This window comes from Novacetimonas hansenii (assembly GCF_014843995.1).
Classification (GTDB): domain Bacteria; phylum Pseudomonadota; class Alphaproteobacteria; order Acetobacterales; family Acetobacteraceae; genus Novacetimonas; species Novacetimonas hansenii.
Genome location: NZ_CP062147.1, coordinates 83874 through 97917, shown reverse-complemented (window position 1 = coordinate 97917; position 14044 = coordinate 83874). Strand labels below are relative to the sequence as shown.

At 61.1% G+C, this 14044-nt stretch carries 10 protein-coding genes; 7 read left to right on the top strand and 3 right to left on the bottom strand.

What is annotated here, in order from left to right:
• Positions 1–260: 260 nt before the first annotated feature.
• Together acnA and IFJ82_RS00405 are read left to right on the top strand one after the other, a co-directional pair.
• Complete coding sequence (gene acnA, locus IFJ82_RS00410; RefSeq protein WP_003617010.1) at positions 261–2954, top strand: aconitate hydratase AcnA; 2694 nt, start codon at positions 261–263, stop codon at positions 2952–2954.
• Between the two features lie 256 nt (positions 2955–3210).
• Positions 3211–4104, top strand: coding sequence for a LysR family transcriptional regulator (locus IFJ82_RS00405; protein ID WP_003617012.1), 894 nt, complete (start codon positions 3211–3213; stop codon positions 4102–4104).
• A gap of 399 nt (positions 4105–4503) precedes the next feature.
• Here the strand turns inward: IFJ82_RS00405 and IFJ82_RS00400 are convergent, their stop codons facing one another.
• The 3 genes from IFJ82_RS00400 to IFJ82_RS00390 form a co-directional block, all read right to left on the bottom strand.
• Complete coding sequence (locus IFJ82_RS00400; protein ID WP_003617013.1) at positions 4504–5442, bottom strand: hypothetical protein; 939 nt, start codon at positions 5440–5442, stop codon at positions 4504–4506.
• A 168-nt stretch (positions 5443–5610) separates the two neighbouring features.
• Positions 5611–6879 carry an AAA family ATPase gene (locus tag IFJ82_RS00395; RefSeq protein WP_003617015.1) on the bottom strand — a complete coding sequence of 423 codons (1269 nt, stop codon included), beginning with the start codon at positions 6877–6879 and terminating at the stop codon, positions 5611–5613.
• Positions 6876–7511, bottom strand: coding sequence for a hypothetical protein (locus tag IFJ82_RS00390; protein WP_003617016.1), 636 nt, complete (start codon positions 7509–7511; stop codon positions 6876–6878). The genes IFJ82_RS00395 and IFJ82_RS00390 overlap by 4 nt, the downstream gene beginning before the upstream one ends.
• Positions 7512–7727: 216 nt before the next feature.
• On the opposite strand from IFJ82_RS00390, the gene rimP reads away from it, so the two are divergent.
• The 5 genes from rimP to rbfA are packed head-to-tail and all read left to right on the top strand — an operon-like array spanning position 7728 to position 13725.
• Positions 7728–8360 carry a ribosome maturation factor RimP gene (gene rimP, locus IFJ82_RS00385; protein ID WP_003617017.1) on the top strand — a complete coding sequence of 211 codons (633 nt, stop codon included), beginning with the start codon at positions 7728–7730 and terminating at the stop codon, positions 8358–8360.
• Positions 8361–8380: 20 nt separating this feature from the next.
• The gene (gene nusA / locus IFJ82_RS00380; RefSeq protein ID WP_003617019.1) at positions 8381–9931 is read left to right on the top strand and encodes a transcription termination factor NusA; all 1551 of its coding nucleotides are present in this window, start codon (positions 8381–8383) and stop codon (positions 9929–9931) included.
• Entirely contained in the window at positions 9894–10586 is a 693-nt protein-coding gene (locus IFJ82_RS00375; RefSeq protein ID WP_225578719.1) for an RNA-binding protein, read from the top strand. The genes nusA and IFJ82_RS00375 overlap by 38 nt, the downstream gene beginning before the upstream one ends.
• Complete coding sequence (gene infB, locus IFJ82_RS00370) at positions 10583–13288, top strand: translation initiation factor IF-2 (RefSeq protein WP_192265215.1); 2706 nt, start codon at positions 10583–10585, stop codon at positions 13286–13288. The genes IFJ82_RS00375 and infB overlap by 4 nt, the downstream gene beginning before the upstream one ends.
• On the top strand, positions 13285–13725 hold the full coding sequence (rbfA, locus tag IFJ82_RS00365) for a 30S ribosome-binding factor RbfA (protein WP_003617025.1): 441 nt from the start codon (positions 13285–13287) through the stop codon (positions 13723–13725). Before infB ends, rbfA begins: the two co-directional genes overlap by 4 nt.
• Positions 13726–14044: the final 319 nt, after the last annotated feature.

The following is a 14044-nucleotide window of genomic DNA, read 5'->3' as shown; positions in this document are numbered from 1 at the left end:
GTGTTCCTGGGGGCAAAGGCAGTGATGGTCGGGTCCTCCGCATGGGTGCGATCGGGGTGGGGCGCAGGGGGGATGAAACCCGATCCCGCGTTCTTGTTACCGGGGCCTTCTTGTGTCGGCCCCGCGTCCGGGTATGTTCTACCACCGTTGGGAGATCAAGCCGGTTATCCACTGAAAGGTCACGCCACGCCTGTCTGTTCACGTGGCGGGAGGGCTTCGGTGGATGGATCGCGGCTGATGCCTCGGAGGAAACAAAGCCAATGAAGACGGTTGGGCACGACTCACTGAAAACGGGCCGCACACTTGAAGTGGACGGCAAGACCTATCACTATTTTTCCATCCCCGAAGCCGAGAAAACAATCGGCGACGTCGCACGACTGCCGGTCAGCCTGAAGGTGCTGCTGGAAAACGTCCTGCGGTTCGAGGACGGCCATTCCTATACGGTTGACGACGCCAAGGCGATCGCCGGCTGGCTGCCGAAGGGCAGCTCCACCAAGGAAGTGCCGTTCAAGCCCGCACGCATCCTGATGCAGGACTTTACCGGCGTTCCCGCCGTTGTCGACCTTGCGGCGATGCGTGATGGTATCCTCAAGCTCAAGGGAGACCCGCAGAAGGTCAACCCGCTGGTGCCCGTCAACCTTGTGATCGATCATTCGGTCATGGTGGACGTCGCGGGATCGCCCGAAGCGCTGCAGGATAACGTCACGATCGAATTCGAACGTAACGGCGAACGTTATGCCTTCCTGCGCTGGGGCCAGGAAGCGTTCGAAAACTTCTCGGTCGTGCCGCCGGGCACGGGTATCTGCCATCAGGTGAACCTGGAATACATCGCGCAGGCGGTGTGGACGGCGCATGTCGGTGGCAAGGACTATGCCTATCCCGACACCCTGTTCGGCACCGACAGCCACACGACCATGGTCAACGGCATGGGCGTCCTGGGCTGGGGTGTTGGCGGGATCGAGGCCGAGGCCGCGATGCTGGGCCAGCCCATCGCCATGCTGATCCCCGATGTCATCGGGTTCAAGATGACCGGCAAGCTGCCTGAGGGCGTGACCGCCACCGATCTGGTGCTGACGGTGACGCAGATGCTGCGCAAGAAGGGCGTCGTCGGCAAGTTCGTCGAGTTCTTTGGTCCTGCCCTTGACCACCTGCCGGTGGCCGACCGTGCGACCATTGCGAACATGGCCCCGGAATACGGCGCGACCTGCGGCTTCTTCCCCGTCGATGACCTGACGCTGGATTACCTGCGCCAGACCGGTCGCGAGGAACACCGCATCAAGCTGACGGCGGAATACCTCAAGGCGCAGGGCATGTTCCGTCATCCCCATTCGGAACACCCCGTGTTTACCGACACGCTGGAACTCGACCTTGCAACCATCGTGCCGTCGATCGCCGGGCCGAAGCGTCCGCAGGACCGCGTTGTCCTCAAGGGTGCCGACAAGGCGTTCGAGACGGAGCTGACCGGTGGTCTGGGCGTGCCCGAAGCCGACAAGAACAAGAAGGCGCCTGTCGCGGGCACCAACTATGAACTGGGTCACGGCGATATCGTGATCGCGGCGATCACGTCGTGCACCAACACCTCCAACCCGGCGGTGCTGATCGCGGCGGGTCTGGTGGCGAAAAAAGCCCGTGCGCTGGGCCTGAAGCCCAAGCCGTGGGTGAAGACGTCGCTGGCGCCGGGTTCGCAGGTCGTCACCGACTACCTGACGCGCGCTGGCCTTCAGGAAGAACTCGACGCGATGGGCTTCAATACCGTCGGGTATGGCTGCACCACGTGTATCGGCAATTCCGGCCCGCTTGAGGACCACATTGTCGACGCCATCGAGAACAACAAGCTCGTGGCCGTGTCCGTCCTGTCGGGCAACCGTAACTTTGAGGGACGCATCTCCCCCAACGTGCGCGCCAACTACCTTGCCAGCCCGCCGCTGGTGGTTGCGTATTCCCTGCTGGGAACCATCCGCGAGGACCTGACGACCGCGTCGCTGGGCACGTCCAAGGATGGCAAGCCGGTGTACCTGAAGGACATCTGGCCCACCAACCACGAGATCGCCGCCCTGATGGGATCTGCCATCACGCGTGACGAGTTCATCAAGCGTTACAAGCACGTCAGCCAGGGCACCAAGGAATGGCAGAACCTGAAGGTCGCGACGGGTTCCGAAACCTATGCATGGGATGCGGCATCCACCTATGTGCAGGACCCGCCGTACTTCCAGGACATCACGCCTGAGCCGAAGTCCCGTGGCGACATCATCGGCGCGCGCATCCTTGCGCTGCTGGGTGACAACATCACGACCGACCACATCTCGCCCGCTGGCGCGATCAAGGAAAGCTCCCCCGCGGGCAAGTATCTTGAAGCCCATGGCGTCGCGAAGAAGGACTTCAACTCCTACGGTTCGCGTCGTGGCAATGATCGCGTGATGGTGCGTGGCACATTCGCCAACATCCGCATCAAGAACGAGATGGTTCCGGGCACCGAGGGTGGTATTTCCAAGCACTATCCCGACGGCAAGGAAGGCTCCATCTACGACGTGGCGATGGAGTACAAGAAGGAAGGCACGCCGCTGGTCGTCTTTGGCGGCAAGGAATACGGCATGGGGTCGTCGCGCGACTGGGCGGCGAAGGGAACCCTGCTGTTGGGTGTGCGTGCGGTCGTTGCTGAAAGCTTCGAGCGTATCCATCGTTCCAACCTGGTGGGCATGGGCGTCCTGCCGCTGCTGTTCAAGGACGGCACGACGCGCAAGACGCTGGGCCTGAAGGGCGATGAAGTCATCGAAATCAAGGGGCTGGACAACATCACCCCGCGCATGACGATGACGATGACCATCACCCGTGCCGATGGGTCCAAGCAGGAAGTGCCCCTGCTGTGCCGTGTCGATACGCTGGACGAGGTCGAGTATTTCCGCAATGGCGGCATTCTCCAGACCGTTCTGCGTGGCATGACCAAGGTCGCCTGATCCACACAGGGCGGCTGCCGGGTTAACCGGCATATGTAAAAAAAGACGGCGGTCCGTTTGACGGGCCGCCGTTTTTTTATGCCCTTCTATGGGAATCCGATCCGGGCAAGGGGACTGAAAACCGCAGAATTTCCCCTCTTTGCAGAACCTTGCAAGAAACACATGTCGGCGGTGCTTTTACGCTATATTGTGTATAAATACGGCATCGTTTAAAACTATATATGATGTAATAACATGCTGCACGTACCGGGGCCCCATGGATCTGCTCTCTGCCTTGCACAGCTTCGTTCGCGTGGCTGCCACTGGATCGTTTTCCGCCGTTTCACGTGAAACCGGGGCAAGCCAGCCTACGATATCGCGTCATATCGCGTTGCTGGAGGCACATTATGGCGCCACCCTGTTCGCGCGTACGACCCGCAGCCTGATGATGACAGAGGATGGGCGCAGCCTGTTGCCCCATGCCTATGAGGTGCTGGAAATACTGGAGACGGCGGAAACCGCACTGGGCCGCCGCCGGGCGTCGGTTTCCGGGTTGGTCCGGCTGGGCATTACGACGGCGTTTGGCCTGTATCTGACCGGCAAGCTGGGAAAATTGCTGGAGGAACATCCCGACCTGTCGGTTGAACTGGTCATGCGTGACGGGTTTGGCGATCTGGTGGAGGAGGGACTCGACCTTGCCGTTCGGGTTGGGTCCATTGCCGAAGGTTCACTGATTGCACGGCGACTCGGGTCGGTCCGGCGTTATGTCGTGGCGTCCAGCGATTATCTTGCGCGGCGCGGTACCCCCGTGCATCCGCGTGACCTGCTTAACCACCCCTGCATTGCCTACAGCTATGGTGGGTCGCGCCATGACTGGCATTTCGATTGCAAGGGGGAAGAGAATGTCGTCGCTGCGAGTGGCCCCTTCCGCGCCAATAGTAGCGAGGCCGTATTGCAGGCGGTACGTTCCGGGCTGGGAATCGGGATGCTTCCTTCCTTTCAGGTGGAGGAGGATGTCGCCAGTGGGCGGCTGATCCATCTGTTCCCTGAATGGACGGTGCCGGAAATGCCGTTTTATGCAGTACATACCGGCCCGCGTACCCTGCCGTTGCGCACCCGCACGGTGCTTGATTTCCTGATCGATATTTCAGACGTGCTGCGACAGGGATGAACCGGTTGCAGGCTGCCCGCCTGATCCCATGACCATGCGCTGCTGTTGGGGATAGGCAGGTTTGTGTGTCCCCGCGCTTGTGTCGTCATCCCTGCCAAAGCAGCCTGTCATAAGGGAAGCCTGCCCATATCAGGGCAGGAGGCAGGCTTATTGCTTAAATGATGACGGATGATGCTTTTTCGCCGTCATGTCGGCGTTTCGGCAATAGCCCTTGGCAGGTAGTTTGAAAAGTCAGGACCAATAACATCCTGAAATCATAAAGGTTTTTGGTGAAGCTTTTTCCAAAAAGCTTCAGAAGACGCCGCCTTTTTGAAAAAAGGCGGCACCCAAAAACCTTTATTGTTTTTTCAATGATTTGTTTCCAAACGCTTGGTTTTCTCTGTCAGTCAGGTCTGGCGCTCAGTCCAGCGAAGTGCTGGCGTCTTTCGTGTCGGTCGGGGCTGCCGGGTCCTGCGATGCGCGGGCACGCTGCTCATCGCTTGAGGCCATCATATCGCTGTTGAAGCCGTCATGCAGGATGTGCGCCCATGTTTCCATCCAGCTATTGCCATGCTGTACGAAGCTGAGGGCCGCAGGATGCTGCGGCAGTGCTTCCTTGGCCCAGTCATCGGGGCTTTGCAGTGTGGCAGTCTTTGCATTGGAAACCGGGTTAAGGAAAATCGTCACCGTTTCGACATTGACTGTATGGTCGGGCGAAGGTGACGCAAGGGTCCAGCTTGCCTTGTACAGGACATTGGGCAGCGTAAAGCCAAGTTCCTTCAAGCGATTGGCGATAAGGGCAGTGCGGGTGATGGAGGTGGGATACACCGCCGCCGTAAACCAGCATTCCGCGCCCGGCGGTTTTGCGGGCATGATATGGGCGGCAAGGTTGCGGTCGTCATGGCAACTTGAATCCATCGACAGCGCGGCGCTTTCCGGCAGGGCCTGTGTGCTGGCCTCTGCCCCGATCAGGCCGGTGACAACATGGTCATGTACCCGGACAAGGATATTTTCCAATATCTCGCCATGTGGGCCGGTAATGACGTTCATGACGGGATGCCACACCCCCGCAGGCAGCGGCAGGATGCGGCCCGCGAACGGGATTGCCTTGGTCAGGCGATCGGTAATCGGCATCATCGTCACGACCCCATCATCGCCGCCACCCGCATTATCGGCGGGAGGGGCGTCATTCATGCCCAGCGCATGATGGATGCGTTGCGTAATGTTCTGCACGCCCGGCCACAGACGCCCGAGATACGCAGGCGGGAAGACCAGCATCAGGATCGAAAAGATGAAAATGGAATACAGGCACAGACGCCATATCGGGGCACGATGCCAGAGGCGGGAGAAAGCAGACATTCCGGGTTTTCATATCCTGACGCGACATCCAACCCGGCCAGAGCAGGGGGGGATGATAGAATAAGGCCACTTGTCGTATGTTGCGGTTGTCCGTGCCCACACGGCGATCAGGGGACGCCACGATCGCGGGTGGTTCCGGCCCCTGGCAACACAGGGGCCGAGGGCGGATTACTTGATGATGCGTGCCTTCTGGGCCTCGCTGTCATTGGCGACTTCGGCGACGACACCATCTTCGTTCGATACGATGCGGACCAGTTTCGCACCCTGCTGCTGCGCGGTGATAAGCGAGTCGCTGATCATGTCCTCGATGGAGCGTGCAAGGTCGCGGGCGCTGGCGGCCGGGCCCATGCGGTCTTGGCGGCGCATGACCTGGAACAGCAGCGACGGGTCGATGCCCCCGGTTTCCACCTTCAGGCCATAGCTGTCGATCATCGCTTCGATCTCCAGCGCGGAGACACGGGCGATATCCAGCCCTTCAAGCGCGCGGAAGACAAAGATCCGGTCCAGACGGTTCAGCACTTCGGGTGCAAAGCCTGCCTGGCGCAGGGCCTCGACAGATTCGGCACGCATCTTGTCGGGCTCGTCACTCAGCCGGTCGGCGATTTCCGAGAGTTCATCCGTCGCGATGTTGGAGGTCAGGATGAAGATGCAGCGCACGGTGGAAATGTGCTGCCCCGTGGAAGCCTCGGTGACATGGCCGTCGTTCCAGGCCGTCAGGAACTTCTTGAACACATCGGGATGCGCCTTCTCGATTTCATCGAGAAGCACGACCGCATCAGGCTTTTCCTTCAGGCCGCCCGTCAGCTTTCCATAGGTGTCGGAGCCGACATACCCCTTGGGAGAGCCGAAAAGCTGTGTCGCGGCATGAGGGGAGCTCATCTGCGTCATGTCGAAGTTCAGCAATGGCCGGTCAAGCTGTCGCGCAAGCTGCTTGGCCAGATAGGTCTTGCCGGTGCCCGGCGGCCCGGCCAGCAGGAAGATGCCCACCGGCTTGCCACGGACATGCAGCGCCAGCCTGCGTCGCAGCTGTGCGGCAATGTCCTCACATACCTGGTCCTGGCCGATGACGCGTGCGCGCAGGCTCGCGGCCAGTTCCTCGGCATCTATGATGGTTTCTTTCTGCTCGCGCGCCAGCATTTCTTCCAGCGCACTACGATTGGTCAGTCTGGCCAGTACGTCCATCATCCATCCCCGTCTGCGTCGGAGTCCCTTTCTGGCCAGTCTCTCTGCACGGTTTTCGAACCAGAGTCCGGCCAGCGTCAAAAATGCGCTACCCACGGCTATGACCGGATAGGCTGGCGCACACCATTCCATGAAATGCCGTATGCTGGCGAGTGAAAGATGCAAGGCCGCGGCGGCCTGTATGCTGCCCAGTATCAGGAATATGACCATGATGACCGGCAACATGCGTTCAAAAGCCGGATACAGCGCCTTCATTGAACGACGACCCCGATAACAAGTTGTCCATCCTTGTACAGCACCGGCAACGGTGTCGGTCCGGGGACGAAGATCGCCCCGGCATGCAATCCCGTGGCCCCCGGGTCGCTGACGGGACGGATCGTGACTTCGCCCGCGATGCGGATCGGCAGGACAACCGTGCGCGGCTGTCCCGTCAGGTGCACCATCTGCGTCAGGCCCATGGATTCCACGCTGACGACCGAACTGCCTGTGCCCATGTCATATAACGGCATTTCCGCAAGGACGATCTCATGGCGTTTCAGCGCCGCAAGGATCGCGTTTTTCTGGTTGATGTCGAACGACGTGAATTGCAGCATGTCCGCCGCGCGGTCCGGTGCGATCATGGGCATTTCACCCAGCAGGTCCGCATGCGCGCGGGTGTGGTCCACCACGGCGCGCAGCCCGCCGCTGGCGCTGTCGCCCCCCTGTCCCGCCAGTGCGGTTGGGGTGCCCCCCGCATTGCCACCATCGCTGGTGCCCGATGCGCCGCCAAGGCTGTGGACGCCAAACCCGCCCGCCACGACAGCCGCCAGCAGTCCCGCCACCACCATGCGGCGGCTGCCGGTCTGGCGTTGTGGCTGGCGGGATGGTTCCGTCGGCGGGGCGGACATCGGCGTCATGTTATTATAATGAGGGGGCCGGCAGGGGGTGGCAAGCGTTTAAGACGCGCACAATGTTACCCATGGCTTAAAAAAGCGTTCACATACGCATTTCCCATCCCTGCATTATATAGAACTTGCGAACTGGCGGATCATGGCCTAAGTATTCGGGCAATTCCTTCAATTTACGATTATTTGGGGGGTGGCCGCAGGGCCGCCTTTTTTGCATTGGACGCAGATCTGCCTTCCCTGACCGGCCTTGACGCCCGCATTGCCGACATGATCGGCCCTGCGCTGGTGGATATGGGGTTCGAGCTTGTCCGCGTTGCGGTCATGGGCCGCGAATCCCCCACGGTCCAGATCATGGCCGACCGTGCCGATGGTTCGCAGATCACCATTAATGACTGTGAACAGATCAGTCACGCGGTCGGTGCAATCCTGGATGTGGAAGACCCGCTGTCGGGGGAGTGGACGCTGGAGGTCTCATCCGCCGGGATCGACCGTCCCCTGACGCGCCCCAAGGACTGGGACCGTTATGCCGGTCACTTGGCAAAGGCGGAGATGAATATGCCCGTCGATGGCCGCAAGCGGTTTTCGGGCATCGTGCTGGGCGCGCGCGACGGGCATGGGCTGATGCGCCTTGACGACGGGGCCGAGGTGGCGTTGCCTTTCGAGGAGATGCGCAAGGCGCGGCTGGTGCTGACCGATGCGCTGATCGAGGCGAGCGCACGTATGGCGCATCCCGGCGAAGATGCGTCGCAGACCGATACTGATGAGGACCCGACGGCCGAGTCGCCGGACGGGATGTTGGAACAGACTCGCGGTCGGCGTGGCGGCAAGCCGTCGCGCAAGGCCCACTGAAAGACGCTCTGGAGACCCTGATGGATACGTCCGTTTCCCGTCCTGAACTGTTGCTGGTGGCGGATGCCGTCGCGCGTGAGAAGTCGATCGACCGCGAAGAAGTGCTCGAGGCGATGGAGCAGGCCATCCAGAAGGCCGGCCGCGCCAAGTACGGCCACGAGAAGGACATTCGCGCCACCATCGACCGCAAGACCGGCGACGTCCGCCTGTCGCGCTGGACCGAAGCGGTAGAGGAAGTGGAGAACGAGGAAACGCAGATCCCGCTCCATATCGCGCGTAAGTTCCGGCCGGAAATCCAGTTGGGCGAACATCTGATCGACCCGTTGCCGCCGATCGATTTCGGGCGCATCGCCGCCCAGACGGCCAAGCAGGTCATTGTCCAGCGCGTGCGCGAATATGAGCGCAAGCGCCAGTATAACGACTTCAAGGACCGCGTGGGCGAGATCGTCAACGGCACCGTCAAGCGTACCGAATACGGCAACCTGATGGTGGAAATCGGCAGTTCCGAGGCGCTGTTGCGGCGCGATGAACTGATCCCGCGCGAAAGCTTCCGCAATTCAGATCGCGTGCGTGCCTATATCTATGACGTGCGTGACGAACCGCGTGGGCCGCAGATTTTCCTGTCGCGTACGCATCCGGCATTCCTTGCCAAGCTGTTTGCGCAGGAAGTGCCCGAAATTTATGACGGGATCATCGAGATCAAGGCCGTGGCCCGCGATCCCGGTTCGCGCGCCAAGATGGCGGTGATTTCACGCGATGCCTCCATCGACCCGGTTGGCGCGTGCGTCGGTATGCGCGGGTCGCGCGTGCAGGCCGTGGTACAGGAACTGCAGGGCGAGAAAATCGACATCATCCCGTGGAGCCCGCAGGCCGCGACCTTCGTGGTCAACGCGCTGGCGCCCGCGGAAGTCAGCAAGGTGGTGATGGATGAAGAGGCCGGCAGGGTCGAAGTGGTCGTCCCGGACGAGCAGCTCAGCCTTGCCATCGGTCGTCGTGGTCAGAATGTGCGCCTTGCCAGCCAGTTGACGCGCTGGGATATCGACATCCTGACCGAAGCCGAGGAATCGGAGCGCCGACAGGAAGAATTCCGCCGCCGCAGCAACCAGTTTGTCGAGGCGCTTGACGTTGATGACGTGATCGCGGGCCTGCTGGTGACAGAAGGTTTCCATTCGATCGAGGAACTGGCCTTCGCCGATGCCGACGAACTGGCCGGGATCGAAGGCTTTGACGAGGATGTCGCCAGTGAACTGGTGCGTCGCGCCGAAGGTTTCCTTGCGCGTCGCGAAGAGGAAATGGACGAAAAGCGCCGTGCCCTTGGGGTATCGGACGATATCGCGGCCCTTGGAGTCTTTACGGTCCAGATGCTGGTGACGCTGGGTGAAAAGGGCGTCAAGACGCTTGATGACCTTGCGGATCTGGCGGGTGATGAACTGGTCGATATCCTTGGCGGCGATGCGATTGACGAGGAGGCGGCCAACGAAATCATCATGGCCGCACGTGCGCACTGGTTCGAGGGTGACGAGTCGGGGGCGGATGAAGCCCCTGAACAGCAGGAGAATTCCGACGTCTGAGGAATATCCCATAGAAGATCACGAGGAGCAGGAAGAGCGCGGCCCACTGCGCCGTTGCGCGGTAACGCGTGAACGCCTGCCCCGTGAAACGATGGTCCGGTTTGTCATTTCGCCAGACCGGATCGTGACCCCCGATCTTTCCGCGCGTCTGCCCGGACGGGGAATTTGGTTGAGCGCACGGCGGGATGTGCTAGAAACGGCACAGACGCGTGGCGCGTTTGCACGTGCCGCGCGCGGACAGGTTGTCATTCCGCCTGATCTGGCCCATCTGATTGAAGATGGACTGGAACGCAGGATGATGGATGTCCTGGGACTTGCACGGCGGGCCGGACAGGTTGTCTGTGGTTTTGCCAAGGTGCGGGAATGGGTCGTGGGCGGTCGCGCAGCACTGGTTGTCCAGGCGGCGGACGGGAGCCCGGACGAGAGGATGAGAGTTTTGTCCGGTGCACGGGATCTTCCGGTTGCGGTGGTTCCTACGGCATTGGCGCTGGGTGCGGCATTCGGCCGTGACCATGTCGTACATGCAGCGATGCTGCATGGCGAACTGGCACGTCGTTTCCGTGTCGAGAATGAACGTTTTGCGGGACTGTCCGGCAGGATGGGACCGAATTCGGCGGATAAGTCCGTCGGACGGTGTGAACAGGCGGGTACATGAGCGAAGGCAACGATCAGGATCAGGGTAAGGGACGCTTGTCCCTGCGGCCGGCGGGCCGGAGGGAGGTCGGACGGACGGTCGATGCCGGTTCCGTCAGGCAAAGCTTCAGCCATGGTCGTTCAAAGGTGGTTCAGGTAGAGGTGCGCAAGAAGCGCGGTGCCGGGACTCCAGGCAGCGGGTCAGGTCCGGCGGGTGGCCGTTCCGGTGGTCGCGCCGGTGCCGGACGGGCGCTGACGGCGGCTGAACTGGCCACGCGCCAGCGCGTGCTCGAAGAGCAGCGTCAGGCCGCGATCCAGCGGGAAAAGGACCGGCGCGAACAGGAAAAGATCACGATCCTGTCCGCCGCCGAGGAAGCACGGCGCAAGGAAGAAGACGCCCGTCGCGAAGCTGAGGAAAGCGAACGCGCCCGGGCCGAGGCCGAAGCGCGCGAGCGTGAGGAAAAGCAGGCCCGCGCCGCCAGTGCGGCACAGGCCCCGGCCCCGGCCGTCACCCCGGTCGCGCCGGTGGTGGAACCTCCTGGCCCGGTCGTGTCGGCCACGCCCATTCCTGGCGAGGTGACGCTTGCGCCGCCGATGGAACGTCTGCGTCCGCTGGCTGAACGTGCAATCATGCCGTCCAAGCCTGTAACGCCGTCGCGTCCTGCACCTGCGCGCACCGCTTCGGCGGCGGCGCCGGCGGAAACGCTGCGCCTGCGTTCAGGCCGTGCCGAAGGGGCGGAGGAAGAACGCCGCCCCAGCCGTCGCCCCGGTGGCAATGTCGCGCCGGGACGCCGTCCATCGGGCGGGGCAAAGAAGAATGACAGCCGTCGTTCGGGCCGCATCGACGTGCAGGCTGCGATCGAGGGTGATGACGACAAGACGCGTTCACTGGCGTCGGTCCGTCGCCAGCGTGAACGTGAACGCCGCCAGGCGGAACTGGAACGCCTGCGTTCGGATCAGGTCCGTGTCGTGCGTGACGTTATCCTGCCTGAAACGATTACGGTGCAGGAACTGGCCAACCGCATGGCCGCCCGTCAGGGCGAGGTCATCAAGGCGCTGATGAAGATGGGCGTCATGGCGACCGTCACGCAGTCGCTGGATGCCGACACGGCTGAACTGGTTGTGCAGGAATTCGGCCATCGTGTCCGTCGTGTCGCCGATAGCGATGTCGAACTGGGCATCGAGGGCATCGAGGACAGGCCGGATGACCTGCGGCCACGGCCACCGGTTGTCACGGTCATGGGCCATGTTGATCACGGCAAGACCTCGTTGCTTGATGCGCTGCGCACCACCGATGTCGCCACTGGCGAAGCGGGGGGCATCACGCAGCATATCGGTGCGTATCAGGTGACATTGGCGTCGGGTGCGAAAATCACCTTCATCGATACCCCCGGCCATGAAGCCTTTACGGCGATGCGTGCCCGTGGCGCGTCGGTGACGGATGTTGTCGTGCTGGTCGTGGCGGCGGATGACGGCGTCATGCCGCAGACGATCGAGGCCATCAAGCACGCCAAGGCGGCAGATGCCCCGATCATCGTTGCGATCAACAAGTGCGACAAGCCGGGTGCGAACCCCGACCGGGTCCGTCAGGAACTGCTGTCGCACGAGATCGTCGTCGAAGGCATGGGGGGCGACACGCAGGATATCGAGGTCTCCGCCCTCAAGCGCACGGGTCTCGACAAACTGGAAGAGGCGATCCTGCTGCAGGCCGAAATGCTCGACCTGAAGGCGAATCCGGATCGCATGGCCGAAGGCGCGGTTATCGAAAGCCGTCTTGATCGTGGGCGTGGCCCGGTGGCCACAATTCTGGTCCAGAAGGGCACGCTGCATCGTGGTGACATCGTGGTGGCTGGCGCCGAATGGGGCCGGGTGCGTGCGATGATCGACGATCGCAACCGTCAGATTCAGGATGCAGGCCCGTCGATGCCGGTCGAGGTGCTGGGCATTACCGGGGTTCCGGGTGCGGGCGAGCAGTTCGTCGTCGTTGACAACGAAAATCGTGCCCGTGAGATTTCGGAGTTCCGTCAGCGCGTGATCAAGGAACGCACCGCGGCAGGCCAGACGGCCGCGCGTGGCACCCTTGACCAGATGCTGGCCCGGATTCAGGCCGGTGCGCAGAAGGAAGTCGCGGTCCTTATCAAGGCCGATGTGCAGGGATCTGCCGAAGCATTGCAGATCACGGTGCAGAAGCTGGAGCATGAGGAAGTCAAGATTCGCGTCCTTAACGCGGGTGTTGGCCAGATCACCGAAAGCGACGTGCAGCTTGCCAAGGCATCGGGCGCGGTCATTATCGCGTTCAACGTCCGTGCAACGGCACAGGCTCGCGAACTGGCGCAGCGTGAAGGCGTGGATATCCGCTATTATTCGATCATCTATCAGGTGGCCGATGATGTGGAGCAGCTGGTGCGCGGCAAGATTGCGCCGAAACACCGCGAGAAGTTCCTGGGGTATGCCGAAATCCGTCAGGTGTTCGACATTACCCGCGTGGGCAAGGTTGCCGGTTGTTATGTCACCGAAGGCGTGGTCAAGCGTGGTTGTGGCGTGCGACTGCTGCGTGACAACGTGGTCATTCATGAAGGCGAGCTGAGCCAGCTCAAGCGCTTTAAGGATGATGTGAAGGAAGTGGCGCGCGGTTATGAATGCGGCCTGTCCTTTGCCGGTTATAATGACCTTCGCGAAGGCGATATGGTCGAGTGCTTTGAAATGGAACTGGTTCCGGCATGAGCCGCCATTCTTCAAGGGACAAGGTAAAGACCACCGGACCGGCAGGGAAACTTGCCGGTCAAGGTGCGTCTGGCCCCTCGCAACGTCAGTTGCGCGTGGCCGAAGAAATCCGTCGTGTGCTGGCGGATATTTTCGCGCGTGTTGAATTCCGTGATCCCGAACTGGTTGATGCCCGCATCACTGTGACCGAGGTACGGATTTCGCCTGACCTGAAGCACGCGACCGTTTTCGTCGCACGGCTGGGACGTAGCGATATTGAGGCGCTTTTGCCTGCGCTCAAGCGGGTTTCATCCTTCCTGCGTTCCCGCCTGTCGCATATGGTGCGCCTGCGTGGGGTGCCGGATCTGCATTTCCAGCCGGATACGGCGCTGGATTATGCAATGCATGTGGATGATCTGTTGCGTGACCCTGCCGTGGCGCGTGACCTTGAAGATTGAGGGGATGCCCTGAATAAGGCAGATCTGTGGATACCCTCAGCCTCACACAGGTTTCCGGTGAGGCTTTTGCCAGAAAGCTTTGAAAGGCGTTACTTTTTAAAAATTCGCCATCTGGAAACCTGTTGTTTTTAGAGACTGTTTGAAAAGTCAGTCTCAATAACATCCTGAAATCATAAAGATTTTTGGTGAAGCTTTTTCCAAAAAGCTTCAGAAGACGCCGCATTTTTGAAAAAAGGCGGCATCCAGAAACTTTTCCTATTTTTGATTAACACCACCCCGGATCGTCATCTCTTTCATGACAAGCCGCAGGTTTTGGGTT

Excerpts from the sequence above, each read along its gene's own strand:
- acnA (WP_003617010.1), top strand. The coding sequence starts at position 261 with ATGAAGACGGTTGGGCACGACTCACTGAAAACGGGCCGCACACTTGAA.
- IFJ82_RS00405 (WP_003617012.1), top strand. The coding sequence starts at position 3,211 with ATGGATCTGCTCTCTGCCTTGCACAGCTTCGTTCGCGTGGCTGCCACT.
- IFJ82_RS00400 (WP_003617013.1), bottom strand. The coding sequence starts at position 5,442 with ATGTCTGCTTTCTCCCGCCTCTGGCATCGTGCCCCGATATGGCGTCTG.
- IFJ82_RS00395 (WP_003617015.1), bottom strand. The coding sequence starts at position 6,879 with ATGAAGGCGCTGTATCCGGCTTTTGAACGCATGTTGCCGGTCATCATG.
- IFJ82_RS00390 (WP_003617016.1), bottom strand. The coding sequence starts at position 7,511 with ATGTCCGCCCCGCCGACGGAACCATCCCGCCAGCCACAACGCCAGACC.
- nusA (WP_003617019.1), top strand. The coding sequence starts at position 8,381 with ATGGATACGTCCGTTTCCCGTCCTGAACTGTTGCTGGTGGCGGATGCC.
- IFJ82_RS00375 (WP_225578719.1), top strand. The coding sequence starts at position 9,894 with ATGAAGCCCCTGAACAGCAGGAGAATTCCGACGTCTGAGGAATATCCC.
- infB (WP_192265215.1), top strand. The coding sequence starts at position 10,583 with ATGAGCGAAGGCAACGATCAGGATCAGGGTAAGGGACGCTTGTCCCTG.
- rbfA (WP_003617025.1), top strand. The coding sequence starts at position 13,285 with ATGAGCCGCCATTCTTCAAGGGACAAGGTAAAGACCACCGGACCGGCA.